The following is a 21615-nucleotide window of genomic DNA, read 5'->3' as shown; positions in this document are numbered from 1 at the left end:
TCCCGGGGGACTTTCTGATGACAGGCATAGGACGACTGCTGACAATTCTGTGTGTAACTCTCACTGCCATGGCCGTTCACGCCCAGGAGGGAGGCCGCAAAGCGATCGCCTTCGTCCAGGCACCGGAGATGGGGGCTGGGGTCTGTGTCGAGAAGGATCCGGCGAGCGCCATCGACTGCGCCATGAAACAATGCATGGAGAGCGGCGCAACGGCCGAGGACTGCCAGGTGAATGCCACCTGCTATCCCGCCAACTGGAGTGTCGACGTCTTCATGATGGCGGATGGTGGACCGCATTGGCACCAGTATTCCTGCGGCTGGCAGACGAAGGAACTCGCGCTGAAGGCCGCAGAACTCGCCTGCAGCAATGCCAAGCAGGACGGACTGGTCGAATGCAGTGCAGTTCAGCTGGTCGACGAGGAAGGAACGATCCTCGCCCCGCCCTTCGAGTGATCATTCTTTAAAACAGACAGAATAGCCGCTCACTTGAGCGGCTTTTCCATGTTCAACGCCTCGATCCCGCTATCGGGGCCACCACAGTTCTTCGTCCGGTCGACCTCGACAAAGTCATGCGCCTCGTAGAAGGCGATGGCACCGGCATTCTGCGGCTCGACTTCCAGCCTGAGGATCTCGGCATCCGGGAAGCAGGTCTCGATCTCGGCGAAGAGATCGCGGCCGATGCCCTGACGCTGGTGATCCGGGTGAACATAGAGCTGGTGCAGGACCGCGGTCTTGGTCAGTTTCTCCGACATGGCCGCAAAGGCCATGCCGCCAATCCGCCTACCGTCATCGGCGACGAGATATTCGCCGCCTTTGACGTGAATGCGCCGCTTGATCTCGGCCGGCGAATGCCAGGCCGCGATCAGTTCGGCGACCTTGGCCGGTCCGTAGAACCGGTCATAGGTCGCGTGGAAACTCTGCGTCAGCAGGGCGCGGAGCGGTTCGACATCCCGGTCGTTTGCCGTGCGGACGAAGAACAAGCGCTTACTCCTCCGGGAGACCGAGCTTGGCCTTGACCAGCGCCTGGACGGCCTGCGGGTTGGCCTTGCCACCGGTTGCCTTCATTACCTGGCCGACGAACCAGCCGGCCAGTGTCGGCTTTGCCAGCACCTTGGCCACCTGATCCGGGTTGGCGGCGATGATCTCGTCGACGGCCTTTTCGATCGCGCCGGTGTCGGTCACCTGCTTCATGCCGCGCGCTTCGACGATTTCAGCCGGGTCGCCGCCTTCGTTCCAGACGATCTCGAAGAGGTCCTTGGCGATCTTGCCGGAGATGGTCTCGGCCTTGATCAGGTCGATGATGCCGCCGAGCTGGGCGGGCGAAACCGGAGTCTCTTCAATGCCTTTGCCGGCTTTGTTCAAGGCGCCCAGCAAGTCGTTGATGACCCAGTTGGCGGCCGTCTTGCCGTCGCGCCCTGCGGCCACGGCTTCGAAATAGTCGGCAATTGCCTTTTCCGAAACGAGGACCGAAGCGTCGTAGACGGAGAGGCCGAGTTCGGCGACGAAGCGGGCCTTCTTGTCGTCGGGCAGTTCGGGCAGCGACTTCTTCAGCTCTTCGACGAAGGCATCGTCGAATTCGAGCGGCAGCAGGTCCGGATCGGGGAAATAGCGATAGTCATGCGCATCTTCCTTCGAACGCATAGAGCGCGTCTCGCCCTTGTTCGGGTCGAAGAGACGGGTTTCCTGGTCGATGACGCCGCCATCCTCGAGGATGGCGATCTGGCGACGGGCTTCGTATTCGATGGCCTGGCCGATGAAGCGGATCGAGTTGACGTTCTTGATCTCGCAGCGCGTGCCGAATTCGCCGCCCGGCTTGCGCACGGAGACATTGACGTCGGCGCGCATCGAGCCTTCGTCCATGTTGCCGTCGCAGGTGCCGAGGTAACGCACGATCGAACGCAGCTTGGTCATGTAGGCCTTGGCTTCGTCGGAGGAGCGCATGTCGGGCTTCGATACGATTTCCATCAGAGCGACGCCGGAGCGGTTCAAATCCACGTAGGACATGGTCGGATGCTGGTCGTGCATCGACTTGCCGGCATCCTGTTCCAGGTGCAGGCGTTCGATGCCGATCTCGATATCCTCGAAATTGCCCTGGCGATCCGGGCCGAGCGAGATGATGATCTTGCCCTCGCCGACGATCGGATCCTTGAACTGCGAGATCTGATAGCCCTGCGGCAGATCGGGGTAGAAGTAGTTCTTGCGGTCGAAGATCGAGCGCTTGTTGATCTGGGCCTTGAGGCCAAGACCGGTGCGCACCGCCTGCTTGACGCATTCTTCGTTGATGACGGGCAGCATGCCGGGCATGGCCGCATCGACGAGCGAAACGTTGGAATTCGGCGCATTGCCGAAGACCGTCGAGGCGCCGGAGAACAGCTTGGAATTCGACAGGACCTGTGCGTGAACCTCCATGCCGATGATGACCTCCCAGTCACCGGTGGCACCGGGAATGAGGCGTTTCGGATCAGGCGTGCGGGTGTCGACAATGGTCATCGGATGCTCGTGTCATGCGTGGACGGGTTGCCTCGTGAGGTAGAGCAATTGGGCCGAAGGTGCAAGGCTTCTGGGTTCGCCGAGCCGGTGAAGGCTGACCACTGGAATGGGAAGGAACACTTAAGCATTGCCTGGCAATCTCGGCGCCATGCCAATTGACACAATCCTTATCTCCTTCGCGCTATTTGCCGTCTGGAATGCCGTCGTCTTCTACGTTTACGCCTACGACAAGATGGCGGCACGCGGCGGCGCACGGCGTGTTCGGGAGGACAAGCTCATTCTCCTGGCCATCGCGGGCGGAGGCATCGGTGCTTTTGCCTGCCAGAGGCTGATGCGGCACAAGACCAGGAAGCCTCCGTTCTCCGTCCTGCTGCCCCTCATGGCGGGGGTGCATCTGGTGATCGTATTGTCGATCGCCCTATTCCCCGGCATCGCGCTTGATGCAATACACCGGCTGGTTCTGTTGCTGCGTGCGGCTGCCTAGAATTCCTGGCCGTAACCGGTCGCACTCGCGTCAGACAGGGATTTGGAGAGACCGACCGACTGGACATCCCGGTCTAGCTTCGGGTTGTAAGTGACTGTCAGCCAGTTCACCGAATACCCCTTCTTTTTGAAGAAAGTCAGAGCATCTGTGTTCATTGCATGGGTCTGGAGGCGTGCGAGCGCAATGCCCTGGGCTTTCAGCTCGTCCTCTAGGGCCGCGAGCAACGCCGTGCCGAAACCCTGGCCCTCGAAATCGGGATCGATCCAGAAATCGGTAATCGTCTCATCCATGTCCTCGCGGGCGGCCCATCCGACAGGAACACCTGATTTCTCCACGACTGTGATGGTGATCCAGCCTTCCTCTGCAAAACGGGCGAACGCCTCTCTCGCATTTGCTGCCATATCCGCCGCTTCGCCCACGGAAGCCATGGCCTTTCGCCAGGCACGCATGCCGATCTCCGTCAGGATTTCCGCGTCGTCCTGGCGCGCCTTGCGGATCGTGACCATCCCCACCTCTTCGTTGAGGCAAGTAAAGCACCGGCGATGATTCTTGACCAGTGTGTGTGTTTCCGGTGCAATGGACGCAGCGCCCCGGACGGTGATATCACCTTGGGGTCAACAGGAGTTTTGATGTTCGGTTTGTCCGAGTCCCGATAAAGGCCCTGCCCGCGATCCCAGCGTGATCGACCGGCCAGGGCCAGAAAACGAAGCCCCGACGCCTTCAGGCGCCGGACCCGTTTTCATGCGCAGCAAGCTGCGCTTCTCCGGACATCAGACAATGGACATTTCACGCTCAGACCAGCGTATTCTTCACCTCATGGCCCAGGGCGGCTGGATCGAGATCCACCGCGACGACCGGCGCAAGATCGAGAAGGCCTTGTGTTTCTCCCGCGACGGCTGGCTCTATCCCGGCTTCGACATCGACCTCTTCCGGCGGCTGAAACGCCTGAAGGCGATCAGTTCAAGAGCGGGCAAACCCTACCGGATCACCGAACGGGGATTGCGGCTCGTTCGCGCGGAGCCGGACAACAGGTGAGCTTGAGGGCCGGCGCTTGCATGACACTACACGCGTAGTTACAATGCATCATGGGCTACGAGTGGGACGCCGCGAAGAATGCTGCCAACCAGATCAAGCACGGGATCTCTTTCGACGAAGCCCGTCTGATCTTCGAGGGCGACGTTCTGACCGGCGTCGACACCCGCCGCGATTATGGCGAGACCCGACAAGTCAGCATTGGCGCTATCCAGACGCTGATCGTCATCGTTGTGGTGCATACAGATCGGAACGGCGTCACGAGGATCATATCCGCTCGTCTGGCAAACCGAAGAGAAAGGCAGAAGTATCGTGACCATCTCCGCCGCCCGTCTTAAGGAACTGCAGAAGCGGCAGGACGCAGACATTGACTACTCCGATATTCCGGAACTCGATGATGCATTCTTCGAAACTGCTGAACTCGTCACCCCCTCAGCAAAGACGCAGATTACCGTCCGATTGGACAGTGACGTGCTGGATTGGTTCCGCGAGCAGGGAAAAGGATACCAGACTCGGATGAATGCGGTGCTCAAGGCCTATATGGAGAGCCAAAGGCGTCGCTCTCGCTAGAAAAGCTGCTGCATCTTTACCTTGTCGACCATCATTCCCATCGATGGGGAATGCTGCATGCCGCGCCAGACGATGGAAAAGCCAAGGTCCTTGTAGAGGCGGATCGCGCTTTCGTTTGCGGCATGCGTGTCGATTCTTGCGCGCTTGAGGCCTTCCGAGCGCATCTCGCGCAGCAGCCTTGAGATCAAAGCCGAGCCGATGCCAAGACCCTGATGGGCGGGACTGACCCACAGATCGGAGATGTAGTCGCGGGCGCCTTCGCGGGCGGTCCAGCCAACGATATCGCCGCCAAGTTCGCCGACCGTGATCAGACTGAACTTTTCCTGGGCAAAGCGGCGGAAGCTAAGGCGGATCTTGACCATCATGTCGACGCCAAAGGCATTGAGCACCGGATTGGCGGCCCAGGCATCGAAACCGACACGGCCGACGCTTTCTGCATCGGCCGCCGTCATGTCACGGATGATGAAGTCCCTTACCACCACTTGGCCGGCGTGAACTTGCCGGCAGCCTGTTCGATGACATGGGCGGTCTTGAAGAGGGTTTCTTCCTCGAAAGGCTTTCCGATGACCTGCAGGCCGAGCGGCAGCCCCTTGCTGTCGAGGCCGGCGGGAACGGAGATGCCCGGGAGGCCTGCCATGTTGAGCGTGATGGTGAAGACGTCCTGCAGGTACATCTTGACCGGATCGGCCGCCAGTTCCTTGTCGCCGATGGCGAAGGCAGAGGACGGCGTGATCGGGGCCAGGATCGCATCGACGCCAGCTTCGAAAGCCAGTTCGAAGTCGCGCTTGATCAGCGTGCGGACCTTCTGAGCCTTAAGGTAATAGGCGTCGTAGTAGCCGGCCGAGAGTACGTAGGTGCCAATCATGATGCGGCGCTGGACTTCCTTGCCGAAGCCGGCTGCACGGGTCTTCTCGTACATGTCGACTATGTCCTTGCCGTCGACGCGCAGGCCGTAACGGACGCCGTCATAGCGGGCAAGGTTGGACGAGGCTTCCGCCGGGGCGACGATGTAGTAGGCCGGAAGGGCGTATTTGGTGTGCGGCAGGGAGATATCGACGATCTCGGCACCGGCTTCTTTCAGCCAGGCGATGCCCTTCTGCCAGAGCGCGTCGATTTCCTCCGACATGCCCTCGACGCGGTATTCCTTGGGAATGCCGATCTTCATGCCCTTCACCGAGCCGCCGATCGCCTTTTCGTAATCCGGAACCGGGAGATCAACCGAGGTCGTGTCCTTCGGATCGACGCTTGCCATGGACTTCAAGAGGATTGCGGCATCGCGCACGTCGCGGGCGATGGGACCTGCCTGGTCAAGCGACGAGGCGAAGGCGACGATGCCCCAACGCGAGCAGCGGCCATAGGTCGGCTTGATGCCGACGGTGCCGGTGAAGGCAGCCGGCTGGCGGATCGAGCCGCCGGTGTCGGTGGCGGTGGCGCCAGCGCAGAGATGGGCGGCGACGGCGACGGCGGAACCACCCGACGAGCCGCCGGGCACGCGCTTCTCGTCGGAGCCGTTCGCCTTCCACGGGTTGACCGCCGGGCCGTAATAGGAACTCTCGTTCGACGAACCCATGGCGAATTCGTCCATGTTGAGCTTGCCGAGCATGACGGCGCCGGCATCCCAGAGGTTCTGGGTGACAGTCGACTCGTACTTGGGCTTGAAGCCGTCGAGGATGTGGCTGCAGGCCTGGGTGTGGACGTCGCGGGTGGCGAAGAGGTCCTTGACGCCGAGCGGAATGCCCTCGAGCACGCCAGCCTTGCCTTCCTGGATGCGGGTGTCGGAGGCTTTGGCCATGTCGCGGGCCACGTCCGGCGTCACGGCGACATAGGCGTTCAGCGCGCCATTCGCGCCCTCGATCGCGGAGAGATAGGCATCCGTCAGTTCGACGGCCTTGATCTCCTTGGCGGCGAGTTTCGCGCGGGCTTCGGCGATGGTGAGGCTGGTCAATTCGCTCATGGCAGGTTCACTTCAAACTGTCGGCGGGCCGGCTGGCCCTCAAGAAACGGGAGGCGTTCTCAGGTTGCAGAAGACGTCTTATTCGACAACCTTCGGCACCTGGAAGAAATTGCGATCGGTGGCGGGCGCATTGGCGACGATGTCGTCTGACTTGTTGCCGTCGGTGACAGCATCCTCGCGCTTCTTCATGGCCATCGGCGTAACCGATGTCATCGGCTCGACGCCCGTGACATCCACTTCATTCAGCTGCTCGACGAAACCGAGAATGCCATTCAATTCCCCGGTCATGCGTGCGGCATCCTCCTCGCTGACAGCGATGCGGGCAAGGCGGGCGACGCGCTTGACGGTGGCGAGGTCAACAGACATGGCATTCTCCGGATAAGCTGTTTTCTTCGCTATAATGGCCGTCAAGCGCCGAAGCAACGGGGTTTGTCAGACCTCGACGGCCGATCCGGCCTGGGCCGCAACGACACGGGTGCGCGTGCCATCCATGCCGGCGACGAACTTCTCCGGCGTCTGATCGATGATCGGGAACGAGCCGTAGTGGCAGGGGATTGCCGTCTTGAAGTCGAAGAAGCGCTGGCAAGCGAGTGCCGCGACCGCACCGCCCATGGTGAATCGGTCGCCGATCGGCACCAGACCGACATCCGGCTGGTGCAGTTCATTGATCAGCTTCATGTCCGAGAAGATGTCGGTGTCACCCATGTGAAGCACGGATGCCTCGTCATCGAAATGCAGCATCAGGCCGTTGGCGTTGCCGAGCGCGTGGGAGACGCCATCTTCCGTGACCTGTGCAGAAGAATGCAGCGCGTTGGTGAAGGTGACGGTGAAGCCTTCGAAATGGATGGTGCCGCCGGTATTGCCCATCTCAATCTTGTCGACGCCCTTTGTGCCGAGCCATGCCGCGAGATCGGCATTGGCCAGCACGGTCGCGCCGGTTTCCTTGGCAAGCTGAACCGTGTCGCCGACATGATCGCCATGACCGTGGGTGAGCAGGACATGCGTGATACCCTTGGTCATGTCCTTGCGATCGAGACCGGCAAAACCCGGATTGTGGGTCAAAAAGGGATCGATGAGGATCGATGCCTTCGCGGAGTCGAGACGGAATGCGGCATGTCCGAGCCAGGTGATTTTCATGGGGCTTGAGTCTCCGGGTTTTGAATATCATCGCAATATATGGCGTGCCCCTCCTGCGGCAACCGGCGAGCCGAGTTGCTTATGGGGCGGCACTGGTCTAAGCCGCCAGAATGACAGCCGTTGTGCTGAGGGCAAGAAGGGATCCGACCATGGCCGATGACGACTACGTGTATGACGAGGCGACCGGCGAATGGCGGCCCGCATCGGAGATGGCCGCGGCGGCCGCGGCAAAGCCTGTGGCGCGTGACGCGTCGGGAACAGAGCTTGCCGATGGCGACTCGGTTGTGCTGATCAAGGACCTCAAGGTCAAAGGGGCCGGCCAGACGCTCAAGCAAGGCACCGTGATCCGCTCCATCCGGCTGACCGATGATCCGGAGCACATCGATTGCAAGCATGATGCCATTAAGGGCCTCGTGCTCCGAACCGAATTCGTGCGCAAGCGCTGACCACCGGACCAGACGGATCATGGCGACATTGACGATCGAGGAACTGGCAGCACGGTTGAAGCCCGGCGAGGCAATTGCCGGGCTTGATCTCGGCACGAAGACGATCGGTCTATCGGCTTCGGATCTCGGCCGACGCTTCGCCACCCCTCGCCCGGTCATCAAACGGGTGAAGTTCACCCAGGATGCCGAAGTGCTGCTCGCCTTCGCGGCGAAGGAGAAAATCGTCGCCTTCGTGATCGGGCTACCGGTCAACATGGATGGATCGTCCGGACCGCGAGTCCAGGCGACGCGGGCTTTCGTGCGCTCGATGTCGGAGAAGACCGATATCCCCTTCGTCTATTGGGACGAGCGTCTTTCGACCGTCGCTGCCGAGCGGGCGCTGCTGGAAATGGACGTGTCACGCGCCAAACGCAGCGAGCGGATCGATTCCGCCGCTGCGAGCTTCATTCTTCAGGGCGCGCTGGACAGGCTCTCGGCGCTGGCCCGCGCTTCGGACAATTCCGCCGACTTTTCCTGACGCGCCACCCACCATGCCCTGATCTGCTTGCGACGGCGGAAGCCGATGATCGCAAACAGGATCAGGCTGTCGACGATGATGGCACGCAGCACCAGAGGCGGTATCGTCTCCGGCGGGATGCCAAGGATGTCTCCATAGACCTGGAAGACCAGATCATGGGCATCGCGCGTCAGCATGAAGATGCCGAAGCTCATGTCGTAATAGGACAGACCGTACCAGGCGCCCAGGATGGTGATGGGCAGCGCCCACAAGAGCAGAAGTGTCTTCATGCCGTTTCCGCCTTTTGATCGAACGGCAAGTCATTTGCCGATGGCCAGTTTTCCACCAGCCATTTGAGGGAAGCCATGACGGTCAGCACGGCCGCAGGGACGGCGATGTCGAGCGCCAGCCCCGAGAAAAATACCATCATCATGATGGTTGCCACCGGTCGTGCACCAAGCGCGTCCGTCACCACTTTGCCCTTCAACGTCTGTCCCGCAATAAAGTTGGACGGTTAAACGCCGCGGCGCAACGTAAACCCTTTGTTAAGGTTAACGACGCCTGTGGATGAGCCTTTTCAGGATCTTGCCGGAAAATGTCTCGGGGACGCGATTTCCCATTGAAAGCAGGGGGTCGGGGGTCTACCCCTCCCCTGCCCGTCATTCTGGACATGTCATGCTGATCATCTTCGAAAGCATCCTGCCGATTTTCCTGCTCGTGATTCTCGGCGTGGTGCTGAAAAGAACTCCGCTGATCCGGTCCGATTTCTGGGGCGGGCTCGAGCAATTCGGTTACTATGTGCTCTTCCCGGCGCTGCTGTTTCAGACGCTGTCGACGACGGATTTTCAAGCGATGGAGAGCGGCCGCATCGGTCTGGTGTCGCTCCTTGGCGTCTCGGTCATCACGGCGCTGATGATAGCGCTCTGGCCGCTTCTTGCCCGGCGAGGAATGAGTGGCGCAAGCTATACTTCCGTGTTCCAGACCTCGACACGCTGGAACGGCTTCATGGCTTTGGCCATCGCGGAGAAGCTGACGGGGCAAACGGGCCTTTCGGTCATTGCCATCATCATGGCGTCGATCATCGTCCCGCTGAACCTCATCAATGTCGGCATCATGGTCTGGTTCTCCGGTGAAAGCCGGGGGCTGAACACCTTCGTCTTCAAGATCATCACCAACCCGATCATCATCGGCGCCCTGCTCGGTGTTGCGGTCAATGTTGCCGGCGTTGCCGTCTACCAGCCCGTCATGACCGCCGTCGACCTGATCGCAAGCGCGTCGCTCGGTCTCGGTCTCGTCACAGTCGGAGCCGGGCTCAGGGTCGCGGACGCGCTGAAGCCACAGCCGAGCGTGCTTTTGACGGTCGCCATGAAGCTTCTTGTCTTTCCGCTGGTCGCCGTCGTGCTGGCGTCGGTCTTCGGCCTATCCGGCGAGATCGTCGTGATGATCGCACTGGGTGCTGCGGTGCCCACCGCGATGAATGGCTATGTGCTTGCCAAGCAAATGGGTGGTGATGCCGATCTCTATGCGGCCGCCGCCACTGTGCAGACGGTCGCCGCCTTCTTTACGATCCCAGTCGTGCTCTACCTCGCCGGTCAGGTGGCCGGCGGGTAAAGCAGATCGAGGACGTAGCGGGAATCGAAGCGCGCATCGAGCACGCCATAGGTATGGCGCCAGCCACCAGCCAAGCGTGATTCGAGGAAGGCATCGGCGATCTTGCCGGCGCCCAGCCGATAGAGTTCGGCCGCACCGGCGGCGAGCGCCAGTTGCTCGATCAGCAGACGTCCCGCGGCTTCATCCCGTTCGGCAAGCGCGGTTGCGGCGCGCAGGACTTCCACCGTCTTCTTGCCGGAGGGGCCAAGATCGCGCTCGAGGCCGGCAAACAGCGTTTCGAAGAGATCCTTGCCGCGGCTCAAGACACGCAGGACGTCGAGCGCCATGACATTGCCCGAGCCTTCCCAGATCGCGTTGACGGGGGCTTCGCGGTAGTGGCGGGCGATCGGGCGCTCCTCGACGTAGCCGTTGCCGCCAATGCATTCCATCGCTTCATAGATCAGCGACGGGGCGATCTTGCAGATCCAGTATTTGGCGACCGGGGTCATGACACGGGCATAGGCTGCGTCAACAGGGCTCTCGCGTGCCTTGTCGAAGCTGTCGGCGAGACGGAAGGCGAACGCGGTGGCGGCGGCAACGTCGAGCGCCATGTCGGCGAGCACGCGGGTCATCATCGGCTGGTCGATGAGGTTCTTGCCGAAGACCATGCGGCCACGCACGTGATGCACGGCCTCGGCCATGGAGGCACGCATCATGCCGGCGGATGAGAGCGCACAGTCGAGGCGCGTCAGCGTCACCATGTCGAGGATGGTGCGCACGCCATCGCCGGGCGTGCCGAGCAGGAAGCCGAAGGTTTCGGAAAACTCGACCTCGGAAGAGGCATTCGATCGGTTGCCGAGCTTGTCCTTGAGGCGCTGGAATTCCAGACCGTTGGCAGAGCCGTCTTCCAACAGACGGGGCACGAGGAAGCAACCCATGCCGTCCTTGGTCTGGGCGAGCATAACAAAGGCGTCGCTCATCGGCGCCGACATGAACCACTTGTGGCCAGAGAGACGGTAGATCCCCTCGCCTACCCGCTCTCCGCTCGTGGTGTTGGCGCGGACATCCGTGCCGCCCTGCTTCTCGGTCATGCCCATGCCGATGGTGACGGCGCTCTTCTGCATCGGCGGTTTGTTGCTGCTGTCGTATTTGCGCGACAGGATGCGCGGCGTCCATTCCTTCTGCACTGCCGGGGATGCTACGAGGGCCGCGACCGAGGCGCTCGTCATGGTGAGCGGGCAGAGGTGCCCCGATTCGAGCTGGGCGGTGAGGAAGAAGCGCACCGCGCGGGCCTTGTGCTCGTGGCCGCGGGCCTCCGGTGCATTTTCCCAGACGGAGGAATGCAGGCCAGACGCCATCGAGCGGCGCATCAGGGCGTGCCAGGCGGGATGGAACTCGACGACGTCGAGGCGTTCGCCACGCACGCCGTGGGTTCTCAGCTGCGGCGGGCTGGCATTGGCCATGCGCGCCAATTCCTGCGCTTCCGGCGAAGTGACGTATTTGCCGATGACATCGTATTCCTCGCGCAAGGGGCGCGACAGCGAGGAGGTCAGATCAACGAGCAGCGGATCGGCACGGTAGGCATTGATGCCGGACCAGGGCTTGGGCTGGTTTAGCGCTGCGAGTTTTTCTTCCGTCCGGTTCATCAATCTTGCCGATCTCGTGGGGTGACGCAGGTTGGACCGCCAACGCTTCGCCTTCATACTGTCCAATACGGTCGAAGCATCCAGGGCGCAAAATGCGCCGGTGTTCCCTACCTTCTCTTCGCTCCTATTACATGGGGACCGTGCGTCAATCCACCTAGCATGTGCTTGCCCGGTCCGATCCCACACTTTATAGACCGCGTGACATCTCAGGAGGACGTCCATGGTCTTCTTTCCCCATCGCCATCTCATCGGCATCAAGGGCCTTACCGAGCAGGACATCACGTTCCTTCTCGACAAGGCGGACGAAGCCGTCAAAATCAGCCGCCAGCGGGAGAAGAAGACTTCCACGCTAAGGGGCCTCACCCAGATCAACCTCTTCTTCGAAGCCTCGACGCGGACGCAGTCCTCGTTCGAGCTCGCGGGCAAACGCCTCGGTGCCGACGTGATGAACATGTCGGTCGGCAACTCGTCTGTCAAAAAGGGCGAAACGCTGATCGATACGGCCATGACGCTGAACGCCATGCGGCCGGACGTGCTGGTCGTGCGGCACTCCTCGGCCGGCGCTGCTGCCCTTCTTGCGCAGAAGGTTGCCTGCTCCGTGGTCAATGCGGGTGACGGACAGCATGAGCATCCGACCCAGGCGCTGCTCGATGCTCTGACCATCCGCCGCGCCAAGGGCAAGCTTTCGCGCATCATCGTTGCGATCTGCGGTGACGTGCTGCATTCGCGTGTGGCGCGCTCCAACATCCTGCTGCTCAACGCCATGGGTGCCCGCGTCCGCGTCGTCGCACCCGCGACGCTGCTGCCGGCCGGCATCGCCGACATGGGCTGCGAGGTCTTCCACGACATGAAGGAAGGCCTGAAGGATGCGGATGTCGTGATGATGCTCCGCCTGCAGCGCGAGCGCATGTCCGGCTCCTTCGTGCCGTCGGTGCGCGAATACTTCCACTTCTACGGCCTCGACTCCGAGAAGTTGAAGGCCGCCAAGGAGGATGCGCTCGTCATGCATCCTGGTCCGATGAACCGCGGCGTCGAGATCGCCTCCGAAGTCGCCGACGGTCCGCAGAGCGTGATCGAAAGCCAGGTCGAGATGGGGGTTGCCGTGCGTATGGCGGTCATGGAAGCCCTGCTTGTCTCGCAAAACCAGGGTCCGCGTTCGGAGGGAATGGGCGCATGAGAAAGCCTCTCGTTCTCAAGAATGTCCGGATCGTCGATCCCTCTCGCACGCTCGACCAAGTCGGTACCATCATCGTCGGGCATGACGGGTTGATCGTCGCATCCGGTGCCGATGCTCACAACCAGGGGGCGCCCGAGGGTGCAGAGGTCCGCGACTGCCGCGGACTGACGGCCGTTCCGGGTCTCGTCGACGCCCGCGTCTTCGTCGGCGAGCCGGGTTCGGAGCATCGCGAAACGATCGCTTCTGCTAGCCGTGCGGCAGCGGCCGGCGGGATCACCTCCTTCATCATGATGCCGGAGACGGATCCCGTCATCGACGACATCGCGCTCGTTGAATTCGTGAAGAAGACGGCTCGCGATACGGCCAGCGTCCACGTCTATCCGGCGGCGGCTCTGACCAAGGGCATGACCAGCGCCGAGATGACCGAGATGGGGCTGTTGCAGCAGGCCGGGGCGGTTGCCTTCACCAATGGCCGCTACGGGCTGAACGATACGCAGGTGCTGCGCCGTGCGATGACCTATGCCCGCGAGTTCGGCGCTGTCATCGCGCTCGAAACGCGCGAAAAATATCTGGCGGCCAATGGCGTCATGAACGAGGGGCTGCTCGCCAGCTGGCTCGGTCTGGGAGGCATCCCGCGCGAAACCGAACTCATTCCGCTCGAGCGCGACCTTAGGATCGCGGCGCTGACGCGGGCCAAATATCACGCCTCGCAGATCTCCGTGCCGGAATCCGTGGAGGCGATCGAGGTTGCACGCGAGCGCGGCGCCAAGGTCACCTGCGGCATATCGATCAATCACCTGAGCCTCAACGAAAACGACATCGGCGAGTACCGGACCTTCTTCAAGCTCTATCCGCCGCTGCGCTCGGAAGACGACCGCATGGCGATGGTCGATGCGCTGGCCAAGGGCAAGATCGACATCATCGTTTCCTCGCATGATCCGCAGGACGTCGACACCAAGCGCCTGCCCTTCGGCGAGGCTGCCGATGGGGCAATCGGGCTGGAGACCATGCTGTCGGCCGCCCTTCGCCTGCATCATGCTGGCCAGGTGCCGCTGATGCGGCTGATCGACGCCATGTCGACGCGGCCGGCGGAGATCTTCGGGCTCCCGGGCGGCTCGCTGAAGCCGGGTGCACCAGGCGATATCGCGCTCATCGATCTGGACGAGCCATGGCTCGTGTCGCGCGACAGTCTGCTCGCGCGCTCGAAGAACACGCCGTTTGAAGACGCCCGCTTCTCGGGACGCGCGGTTGCGACCTATGTCGCCGGCCAGTGCGTGCATATGCTTTAACGAACAGGGGACAGGGACACCCATGATCGATTTTTCCGCTCTCGGCTGGGGCAATCTCGCCATCGTTCTCGTGTTCGGCTATCTGCTCGGCTCCATTCCCTTCGGTCTCGTGCTGACCAAGATGGCAGGACTTGGCGACCTTCGCTCGATTGGATCGGGCAATATCGGCGCCACCAACGTCCTGCGCACCGGCAACAAGAAGCTCGCGGCAGCGACGCTGCTTCTCGACGCGCTCAAGGCGACGGCGGCGGCTCTCATCGCGCATGCGATCTTCGGCCACAATGCCGGCCTCTTCGGTGGATTCGCTGCGTTCATCGGTCACCTTTTCCCGGTCTGGCTTGGCTTCAAGGGCGGCAAGGGTGTCGCAACCTATATCGGCACGCTGCTGGGCGTTGCCCCCTTGATGGTGCTGGTTTTTGCCGTCGCCTGGCTCTCCGTCGCCTTCATCACGCGCTACTCTTCGTTGTCCGCGCTTGTCGCCACACTTGTCATACCGGTTGCATTGTGGATACTTGGGGTTGAAGAGGCGGCGCTCGTGACGGCCGTGATGACGGTCATCACCTACTGGCGCCACAAGCAGAACATCGAGCGTTTGATCGCGGGAACCGAGAGCAAGATCGGCAAAAAGGGCTAGAGGAGAGCCATGGGTCCAGGCAGCGCAAGACGTAAGGGGATTGCGCTGACGGACCGCCAGAGGATCGCCTGGCTGAGGCTCATCCGCAGCGACCATGTGGGGCCTGCCACCTTCCGGGACCTGATCAACCACTTCGGGTCGGCCGAGGCCGCACTCGAGGCACTCCCTGAACTCTCGCGTCGTGGCGGCTCGACCCGGGCCATCCGAGTTGCGACGATCGCCGATGCCGAGCGCGAGATCGAGACGGCCCAACGCTTCGGCGCCCGGTTCATCGGTATCGGCGAGCCCGACTATCCTCCGGCGCTTCGGCAGATCGACGCAGCCCCTCCCCTGATTGCCGCCAAGGGCGACCTCAGCGTCGCAAGCTTCCCGGCCGTCGGCATCGTTGGATCGCGCAACGCATCGATCAGCGGCGCGAAGTTTGCTGCGATGATGGCGCGGGACATTGGCGTTGCGGGTTACGCTATCGTGTCAGGGCTCGCCCGCGGGATCGATGCCGCCGCCCATCGAGCAAGTCTCGACAGCGGCACGATCGCCGCCATGGCCGGGGGGCTCGATCAGCCTTATCCTCCCGAAAACATCGACCTTCTGCATCAGATCTGCACCGGGCGGGGGCTGGCGATCTCGGAAATGCCCTTCGGCTGGGAACCCCGGGCGCGGGATTTTCCGAGACGCAACCGGTTGATCGCCGGCATAGCCCTCGGCGTTGTCGTGATCGAGGCGGCCGCCCGCTCCGGTTCGCTGATCACCGCGCGACTGGCAGGCGAGTTCGGCCGCCTCGTGTTTGCAGTTCCGGGCTCGCCGCTCGATCCGCGCTGCGAGGGAACAAACGGCTTGCTGAAAGACGGAGCGGCGGTCACGACGCGGGCGCAGGATGTGCTTCAGGCGCTTGCACCAATCTCCGAACTCGACCTCTTCTCGCAGACCGAGGCCGACGAACCCGGCGACGAAACGAGCGACAGGCCGCTGGCACCGCCGCCCAATGATGATGAGCGGTTGATCATCGTCCAGGCGCTCGGCCCCACCCCTGTCGAAATCGACGACATCATCCGGCACACGGGTCTGCCGGCGTCCTCCGTCTATCTCGTCTTGCTGGAACTGGATATTGCCGGTCGGCTAGAGCGGCATGCGGGCGGCTTTGTCTCGCTGAGCATGATGGATTGACAGGGCCCGACGGCCGGCCTGAACGTCGCCGGCCTCCACATAGGCCATCTCGATCAGGTAACACAGCATTTCGGCGCCCTCGTTTTCCGCAACCATCCGCAACTCGGCGAGCATCTGGCGGATATAGGCAATGTTCTCCATGGTGCGGCTTCCGCGACCGTTCATGTCGATTGTGTCTCGTCCCATCGCTCTTACCCGTGGTCACCGGAGGTCGCTACAACCAGACCTCGCCATGCGCTGGAAAATACAATAGACCATTTATCTAGGATTGCAATCTACCTAGGGTCTCCCTGCGGTTGTATTTGCTCCCTCGGCGGAAAATGGGCTTCGCCTCTTGACCGCAGGCGTTTCGCCCTCCATGTCGGAAAATCGTGTTCCGAAGACGGTGGTGCGGTACCGCTGATCGGATGCGTTGAAGGTACATCTATCCAATGAACGTCGTAGTCGTAGAATCCCCGGCCAAAGCCAAGACGATCAACAAGTATCTGGGTTCCGGATACAAGGTGCTCGCCTCGTTCGGCCATGTGCGCGATCTGCCAGCCAAGGACGGCTCCGTTCTCCCGGACCAGGATTTCGAGATGTTCTGGGAGGTGGATACCGCTTCGCAGAAGCGGATGAAGGACATTGCCGATGCGGTGAAGTCCTCCGATGGCCTGTTTCTCGCAACCGACCCGGATCGCGAAGGGGAAGCGATTTCCTGGCATGTGCTCGATCTCTTGAAGAAGAAACGCGTCATCGGCGACAAGCCGGTCAAGCGCGTCGTCTTCAACGCGATCACCAAAAAGGCCGTGCTCGATGCCATGGCGAATCCGCGTGATATCGACACACCCCTGGTCGATGCCTATCTCGCCCGCCGCGCGCTCGATTATCTCGTCGGCTTCAATCTTTCTCCGGTTCTCTGGCGCAAGCTGCCGGGCGCCCGTTCGGCCGGCCGCGTGCAGTCGGTTGCGCTGCGTCTCGTCTGCGACCGCGAAAACGAAATCGAACGTTTCGTTGCCGAGGAATACTGGAACATCTCCGCACTCCTGAAGACGCCGCGCGGCGACGAGTTCGAGGCGAAGCTCGTCTCGCATCTCGGCAAGCGCATCCAGCGCAATTCGGTCACCAATGGCGATCAGGCGGCGACCATCAAGGCACTGCTGGAAGGCGCGCGCTACGGCGTCGAAAGCGTCGAGGCAAAGCCCGTCAAGCGCAATCCCGGCCCGCCCTTCACCACGTCGACCCTGCAGCAGGCAGCCTCATCCAAGCTCGGCTTCTCGGCCTCGCGCACCATGCAGATCGCCCAGAAGCTCTACGAAGGCATCGATATCGGTGGCGAGACGGTCGGTCTGATCACCTATATGCGTACCGATGGTGTGCAGATGGCCCCCGAGGCGATCGATGCCGCGCGCGCCGCCGTGCTCGACCAGTTCGGCCCGCGTTACGTTCCGGAAAAGCCGCGCTTCTACTCCACCAAGGCGAAGAACGCCCAGGAAGCCCACGAAGCCATCCGCCCGACCGACTTCAACCGCTCACCGGACAAGCTGCGCCGCTTCCTCGACAGCGACCAGATGCGGCTCTACGACCTGATCTGGAAGCGCGGCATCGCGAGCCAGATGGCGTCCGCCGAGATCGAGCGCACGACTGTTGAAATCCTTGCCGACAACAATGGTGAAAAGGCCGGCCTGCGCGCCGTCGGTTCGGTCATCCGGTTCGATGGCTTCATCGCTGCCTATACCGACCAGCGCGAGGAAGGCGAAGCAGCCGAGGATGGTGACGACGAGGATGGTCGCCTGCCCGATATCAATGCGCGCGAGGCACTGGCCAAGCAGAAGGTCAGTGCCAGCCAGCATTTCACCGAGCCGCCGCCGCGCTATTCGGAAGCCTCGCTGATCAAGAAGATGGAAGAGCTCGGCATCGGCCGTCCGTCCACCTATGCGGCGACGCTGAAGACGCTGAGCGACCGCGAATATGTGATCACCGACAAGCGCAAGCTGGTGCCGCATTCCAAGGGACGGCTGGTCACGGCCTTCCTCGAGAACTTCTTCACCAAGTATGTCGAATACGATTTCACGGCCGATCTTGAAGAGAAGCTCGACAAGATCTCGGCGGGCGAGCTGAACTGGAAGGACGTTCTGCGCGACTTCTGGCAGGACTTCTTTGCCCAGATCGAGGACACCAAGGAGCTGCGCGTCACCAACGTGCTCGATGCGCTGAACGAGGCGCTGGCTCCGCTCGTCTTCCCGAAGCGCGAAGATGGATCGGATCCGCGTATCTGCCAGGTTTGCGGCACGGGCAACCTGTCGCTGAAGCTCGGCAAGTATGGCGCCTTCGTTGGCTGCTCGAACTACCCGGAATGCAATTACACGCGCCAGCTGACCAGTGACGGTGGCGCAGAAGCCGAGGCTGGCGGCAGCAACGAGCCACGTGCGCTCGGCAAGGATCCGGTGACGGAAGAAGAGATCACGCTGCGGTCCGGCCGGTTCGGCCCATATATCCAGCGCGGTGACGGCAAGGAGGCCAAGCGCTCGTCGCTGCCGAAGGGCTGGACACCGGCCTCGATCGACCTGGAAAAGGCTCTTTCCCTGCTCGCGCTGCCGCGCGATGTCGGTCCACATCCCGAGACGGGCAAGATGATTTCGGCCGGTCTCGGTCGCTACGGACCGTTCGTGCTGCATGACGGGACCTATGCCAACCTCGAAAGTATCGAAGACGTGCTGTCAATCGGCCTCAATCGTGCTGTAACAGTGCTCGCCGAAAAGCAGAGCAAGGGACCGGGCGCTCGTGGGCGCACGGCGGCTGCAGCGATCAAGGAACTGGGTGACCATCCGGATGGCGGCGCGATCACCGTGCGCGACGGCCGCTATGGCCCCTATGTCAACTGGGGCAAGGTCAATGCGACCCTGCCGAAGGGCAAGGACCCGCAGGACATCACCGTCGAAGAAGCCCTGGTGCTGATCGCCGAGCGTGCGGCCAAGGACGGCGGTGGCAAGGCCAAGGCGAAGAAGGCTCCGGCCAAGGCTGCCAAGGCAAAGTCGGATGACGGTGCCGCCGAAAAGCCGAAGAAGGCTGCGGCCAAGCCGAAGGCGGTAGCCGCCAAGAAGGCACCTGCGAAAACCGCCGCGAAGGCAAAGACAACAAAGAAGAGTGCGACTTGAGCAAGAGATTCCGCGACACCTCCGATATCCCCGGCTCCGGCAACCGCAAGAGCCGGCGTGCGGAAGGCGCGGCCAAGGTGAAAGCTAGCAATCCCGCCGCGTTGATCCATGGCGAAGTTCCGCCGCGCGACGTGCTCATGCAGTTCATCACCGACAATCCCGACCGCGCCTCCAAGCGCGAGATCGCCAAGGCCTTCGGCCTGAAGGGCGAGCAGCGGGTGGCACTCAAGCAGGCGCTGAAGGATCTGGAAGATGACGGCCTGGTGCAGAAGAGCCGCAAGTCGCTGACGCGGCCCGGCGCGCTGCCGCCGGTCACCGTGCTCGACATCACCACCCGCGACAAGGATGGCGAACTGATCGGCCGCCCGGCCGAATGGCCCGAGGAAGCCGGTGCGGCACCGGCCGTGCTGATCCGCCAGTCGAGTTCCGACCGCTCCAAGGGCAAGACGCCGGTCGGCGGGCTGGGCGACCGGGTGCTGGCGAAGATCTTCGCCAACAAGGATCGCTCCGGCCCGACCTATACGGCACGGGTGATCAAGATCCTCGACCGCCATGTCGGCTCGGTCATGGGTGTGGTGCGGCTGATGTCCGATGGTGGCGCCCGCCTGATGCCGATCGATCGTCGCGGCGAGGAAATGCAGATCGATGCGACAGATCTCGGAGAGGCCAAGGATGGCGATCTGGTCGAAGTCGAAGTCGGTCGGGCCGCCCGTTTCGGTCTGACGCGGGCGAAGGTGCTCAATGTCGTCGGATCGGTCGCCTCGGAAAAGGCGATCTCGATGATCGCGATCCATGCGCATGGCATTCCGCATATCTTCCCGCAGTCGGTGATTTCGGAAGCGGAGGCGGTCAAGCCCGCCTCGATGTCGCATCGCGAGGACTGGCGCGACCTGCCGCTGATCACCATCGATCCACATGACGCCAAGGACCATGACGACGCCGTCTATGCCGAACTCGACCCCTCGCCCGACAATCCGGGTGGCGTCATCGTGACGGTCGCCATCGCCGACGTATCCTATTATGTCAGGCCGAAATCGGCGCTCGACCGCGAGGCGCTCAAGCGCGGCAATTCCGTCTACTTCCCTGATCGCGTCGTCCCCATGCTGCCCGAGCGGATTTCCAACGATCTCTGCTCGCTGCGCGAAGGTGTCGATCGTCCGGCGCTGGCCGTGCGCATGGTCTTCTCACACGAGGGGCGCAAGGCGAGCCACACCTTCCATCGCATCATGATAAAAAGTGCGGCCAAACTGTCTTACCAGCAGGCGCAGGCGGCGATCGACGGCAAGCCCGACGAAAAGACCGGACCGCTGCTGGAGCCGATCCTTAAACCCCTGTGGCATGCCTATGGCGTGATGAAGCGCGGGCGTGACCGTCGCCAGCCGCTCGAGCTCGACATGCCCGAGCGCAAGATCATCCTCAAGGAAGACGGCACGGTCGATCGCGTGCATGTGCCGGAACGCCTCGATGCGCACAAGCTGATCGAGGAGATGATGATCCAGGCGAACGTTTCGGCCGCCGAGACGCTGGAAAAGAAGCGCCAGCCGCTGATCTACCGCATCCACGATGCGCCGTCGCTTGCCAAGCAGGAGGTGCTGCGCGAGTTCCTCGGCACGCTCGGCATGTCGCTGGTCAAGGGCGGCAACATGCGGTCGAACTCGTTCAACGGGATTCTCGCCAAGGCGCAAGACACGCCGCACCAGACCATGGTCAACGAGATGGTGCTGCGCAGCCAGAGCCAGGCGATCTACAGTCCCGACAATATCGGCCATTTCGGCCTCAACCTGATGAAGTACGCGCATTTCACCTCGCCGATCCGGCGTTATGCCGACCTGATCGTGCATCGGGCGCTGGTCGGCTCGCTGGGCTTGGGCGAAGGCGGGATTACGCCGGACGAGGAAGCGAGCCTGGAAGATATCTCGGCGGAGATCTCGACCTTCGAGCGCCGCGCCATGGCGGCCGAGCGCGACACGATCAACCGGCTGATCGCGCATCATCTTGCCGGTCGCATTGGCGACGAATTCGACGGCCAGGTTTCCGGTGTGACCAAGTCGGGTCTGTTCATCAGCCTGCCGCAATTTGGCGCAGATGGCTTTATCCCGGTTTCCACGCTGGGCCGCGACTACTATATCTACGACGAAGCGCATCAGGCCCTGACGGGTGAGAAGTCCGGGCTTGGATACCAGCTCGGCGATACCGTCGAGGTTCGTCTCGTGGAAGCCGTGCCGCTTGCCGGCGCGCTTCGCTTCGAGATGCTGAGTGAGGGACGCAAGATGCCCGTTGCGACGCGTTCCTTCCACAAGGCGGGACGGCGGAACGGGCGAAAGCAGCCCGGCACACGACCACCGCGCTCGCGACGTTGACACTTTCGCC

The 21615-nt window shown here is 62.2% G+C and carries 25 protein-coding genes; 14 read left to right on the top strand and 11 right to left on the bottom strand.

Annotated features, from left to right (window positions below; genetic code table 11):
* Positions 1-17 precede the first annotated feature (17 nt).
* Entirely contained in the window at positions 18-452 is a 435-nt protein-coding gene (locus H6M51_RS12320) for a hypothetical protein (RefSeq protein WP_185810146.1), read from the top strand.
* Positions 453-481: 29 nt separating this feature from the next.
* Here H6M51_RS12320 and H6M51_RS12315 read toward each other — a convergent pair whose 3' ends face one another.
* Positions 482-979 (bottom strand): GNAT family N-acetyltransferase, encoded by a 498-nt coding sequence (locus H6M51_RS12315; protein ID WP_185810145.1) that lies wholly within the window; start codon positions 977-979, stop codon positions 482-484.
* A gap of 4 nt (positions 980-983) precedes the next feature.
* Positions 984-2489 (bottom strand): Asp-tRNA(Asn)/Glu-tRNA(Gln) amidotransferase subunit GatB, encoded by a 1506-nt coding sequence (gatB, locus tag H6M51_RS12310; protein WP_185810144.1) that lies wholly within the window; start codon positions 2487-2489, stop codon positions 984-986.
* Positions 2490-2637: 148 nt separating this feature from the next.
* Between gatB and H6M51_RS12305 the strand changes: the two genes are divergently transcribed.
* Positions 2638-2973 carry a DUF1294 domain-containing protein gene (locus H6M51_RS12305; RefSeq protein WP_185810143.1) on the top strand — a complete coding sequence of 112 codons (336 nt, stop codon included), beginning with the start codon at positions 2638-2640 and terminating at the stop codon, positions 2971-2973.
* Here H6M51_RS12305 and H6M51_RS12300 read toward each other — a convergent pair.
* Complete coding sequence (locus H6M51_RS12300; RefSeq protein ID WP_185810142.1) at positions 2970-3479, bottom strand: GNAT family N-acetyltransferase; 510 nt, start codon at positions 3477-3479, stop codon at positions 2970-2972. The two genes, H6M51_RS12305 and H6M51_RS12300, sit on opposite strands and share 4 nt — an antisense overlap.
* 271 nt (positions 3480-3750) lie before the next feature.
* Between H6M51_RS12300 and H6M51_RS12295 the strand changes: the two genes are divergently transcribed.
* Genes H6M51_RS12295 through H6M51_RS12285 form a run of 3 tightly spaced genes read left to right on the top strand, consistent with a single transcriptional unit; the run spans position 3751 to position 4575 of the window.
* The gene (locus H6M51_RS12295; RefSeq protein ID WP_185810204.1) at positions 3751-4008 is read left to right on the top strand and encodes a YjhX family toxin; all 258 of its coding nucleotides are present in this window, start codon (positions 3751-3753) and stop codon (positions 4006-4008) included.
* 50 nt (positions 4009-4058) lie between these two features.
* Positions 4059-4343, top strand: coding sequence for a BrnT family toxin (locus tag H6M51_RS12290; protein WP_185810141.1), 285 nt, complete (start codon positions 4059-4061; stop codon positions 4341-4343).
* Positions 4318-4575 carry a BrnA antitoxin family protein gene (locus H6M51_RS12285; RefSeq protein WP_185810140.1) on the top strand — a complete coding sequence of 86 codons (258 nt, stop codon included), beginning with the start codon at positions 4318-4320 and terminating at the stop codon, positions 4573-4575. Before H6M51_RS12290 ends, H6M51_RS12285 begins: the two co-directional genes overlap by 26 nt.
* Here H6M51_RS12285 and H6M51_RS12280 read toward each other — a convergent pair.
* The 4 genes from H6M51_RS12280 to H6M51_RS12265 all read right to left on the bottom strand — a co-directional run bounded on the left by H6M51_RS12280 (position 4572) and on the right by H6M51_RS12265 (position 7666).
* Positions 4572-5054 carry a GNAT family N-acetyltransferase gene (locus tag H6M51_RS12280; RefSeq protein ID WP_348644471.1) on the bottom strand — a complete coding sequence of 161 codons (483 nt, stop codon included), beginning with the start codon at positions 5052-5054 and terminating at the stop codon, positions 4572-4574. The genes H6M51_RS12285 and H6M51_RS12280 overlap by 4 nt on opposite strands.
* The gene (gatA, locus tag H6M51_RS12275; protein WP_185810139.1) at positions 5048-6529 is read right to left on the bottom strand and encodes an Asp-tRNA(Asn)/Glu-tRNA(Gln) amidotransferase subunit GatA; all 1482 of its coding nucleotides are present in this window, start codon (positions 6527-6529) and stop codon (positions 5048-5050) included. Before gatA ends, H6M51_RS12280 begins: the two co-directional genes overlap by 7 nt.
* 78 nt (positions 6530-6607) lie before the next feature.
* Complete coding sequence (gatC, locus tag H6M51_RS12270) at positions 6608-6895, bottom strand: Asp-tRNA(Asn)/Glu-tRNA(Gln) amidotransferase subunit GatC (protein WP_185810138.1); 288 nt, start codon at positions 6893-6895, stop codon at positions 6608-6610.
* Between the two features lie 66 nt (positions 6896-6961).
* A complete protein-coding gene (locus H6M51_RS12265) occupies positions 6962-7666 on the bottom strand; it encodes a metal-dependent hydrolase (RefSeq protein WP_185810137.1) in 705 nt (234 codons plus the stop codon).
* A gap of 149 nt (positions 7667-7815) precedes the next feature.
* Between H6M51_RS12265 and H6M51_RS12260 the strand changes: the two genes are divergently transcribed.
* Positions 7816-8112 carry an alkylphosphonate utilization protein gene (locus tag H6M51_RS12260; protein ID WP_136542555.1) on the top strand — a complete coding sequence of 99 codons (297 nt, stop codon included), beginning with the start codon at positions 7816-7818 and terminating at the stop codon, positions 8110-8112.
* Between the two features lie 19 nt (positions 8113-8131).
* Positions 8132-8629 (top strand): Holliday junction resolvase RuvX, encoded by a 498-nt coding sequence (gene ruvX / locus H6M51_RS12255; RefSeq protein ID WP_185810136.1) that lies wholly within the window; start codon positions 8132-8134, stop codon positions 8627-8629.
* Here ruvX and H6M51_RS12250 read toward each other — a convergent pair.
* Positions 8563-8898, bottom strand: a complete 336-nt coding sequence (locus H6M51_RS12250; protein WP_185810135.1) for a DUF6105 family protein — start codon at positions 8896-8898, stop codon at positions 8563-8565. The two genes, ruvX and H6M51_RS12250, sit on opposite strands and share 67 nt — an antisense overlap.
* Positions 8895-9053 (bottom strand): hypothetical protein, encoded by a 159-nt coding sequence (locus H6M51_RS12245; protein ID WP_246780508.1) that lies wholly within the window; start codon positions 9051-9053, stop codon positions 8895-8897. Before H6M51_RS12245 ends, H6M51_RS12250 begins: the two co-directional genes overlap by 4 nt.
* A gap of 230 nt (positions 9054-9283) precedes the next feature.
* On the opposite strand from H6M51_RS12245, the gene H6M51_RS12240 reads away from it, so the two are divergent.
* Entirely contained in the window at positions 9284-10219 is a 936-nt protein-coding gene (locus tag H6M51_RS12240; RefSeq protein ID WP_185810134.1) for an AEC family transporter, read from the top strand.
* On the opposite strand, the gene H6M51_RS12235 is transcribed toward H6M51_RS12240, so the two are convergent.
* A complete protein-coding gene (locus tag H6M51_RS12235; RefSeq protein ID WP_185810133.1) occupies positions 10201-11844 on the bottom strand; it encodes an acyl-CoA dehydrogenase family protein in 1644 nt (547 codons plus the stop codon). The two genes, H6M51_RS12240 and H6M51_RS12235, sit on opposite strands and share 19 nt — an antisense overlap.
* A gap of 220 nt (positions 11845-12064) precedes the next feature.
* Here H6M51_RS12235 and H6M51_RS12230 point away from each other — a divergent pair, with 220 nt between their 5' ends.
* Genes H6M51_RS12230 through dprA form a run of 4 tightly spaced genes read left to right on the top strand, consistent with a single transcriptional unit; the run spans position 12065 to position 16108 of the window.
* Positions 12065-13021 carry an aspartate carbamoyltransferase catalytic subunit gene (locus H6M51_RS12230; protein WP_185810132.1) on the top strand — a complete coding sequence of 319 codons (957 nt, stop codon included), beginning with the start codon at positions 12065-12067 and terminating at the stop codon, positions 13019-13021.
* Positions 13018-14310 (top strand): dihydroorotase, encoded by a 1293-nt coding sequence (locus H6M51_RS12225; protein WP_185810131.1) that lies wholly within the window; start codon positions 13018-13020, stop codon positions 14308-14310. The genes H6M51_RS12230 and H6M51_RS12225 overlap by 4 nt, the downstream gene beginning before the upstream one ends.
* A 22-nt stretch (positions 14311-14332) precedes the next feature.
* Positions 14333-14944, top strand: coding sequence for a glycerol-3-phosphate 1-O-acyltransferase PlsY (gene plsY / locus H6M51_RS12220; protein ID WP_185810130.1), 612 nt, complete (start codon positions 14333-14335; stop codon positions 14942-14944).
* Between the two features lie 9 nt (positions 14945-14953).
* Positions 14954-16108: a DNA-processing protein DprA gene (gene dprA / locus H6M51_RS12215; RefSeq protein ID WP_185810129.1), complete on the top strand. Its 1155-nt coding sequence runs from the start codon at positions 14954-14956 to the stop codon at positions 16106-16108.
* Here the strand turns inward: dprA and H6M51_RS12210 are convergent.
* A complete protein-coding gene (locus H6M51_RS12210; RefSeq protein WP_185810128.1) occupies positions 16061-16294 on the bottom strand; it encodes a hypothetical protein in 234 nt (77 codons plus the stop codon). The genes dprA and H6M51_RS12210 overlap by 48 nt on opposite strands.
* A 245-nt stretch (positions 16295-16539) precedes the next feature.
* On the opposite strand from H6M51_RS12210, the gene topA reads away from it, so the two are divergent.
* Positions 16540-19245: a type I DNA topoisomerase gene (topA, locus tag H6M51_RS12205; protein WP_185810127.1), complete on the top strand. Its 2706-nt coding sequence runs from the start codon at positions 16540-16542 to the stop codon at positions 19243-19245.
* Positions 19246-19382: 137 nt separating this feature from the next.
* Positions 19383-21605, top strand: coding sequence for a ribonuclease R (gene rnr / locus H6M51_RS12200; RefSeq protein WP_246780506.1), 2223 nt, complete (start codon positions 19383-19385; stop codon positions 21603-21605).
* Positions 21606-21615: the final 10 nt, after the last annotated feature.

The organism is Rhizobium sp. AQ_MP, from assembly GCF_014237835.1.
Lineage (GTDB): Bacteria > Pseudomonadota > Alphaproteobacteria > Rhizobiales > Rhizobiaceae > Allorhizobium.
The sequence above is the reverse complement of the archived record's forward strand: the minus strand, read 5'-3'. Positions and strand labels throughout refer to the sequence as shown.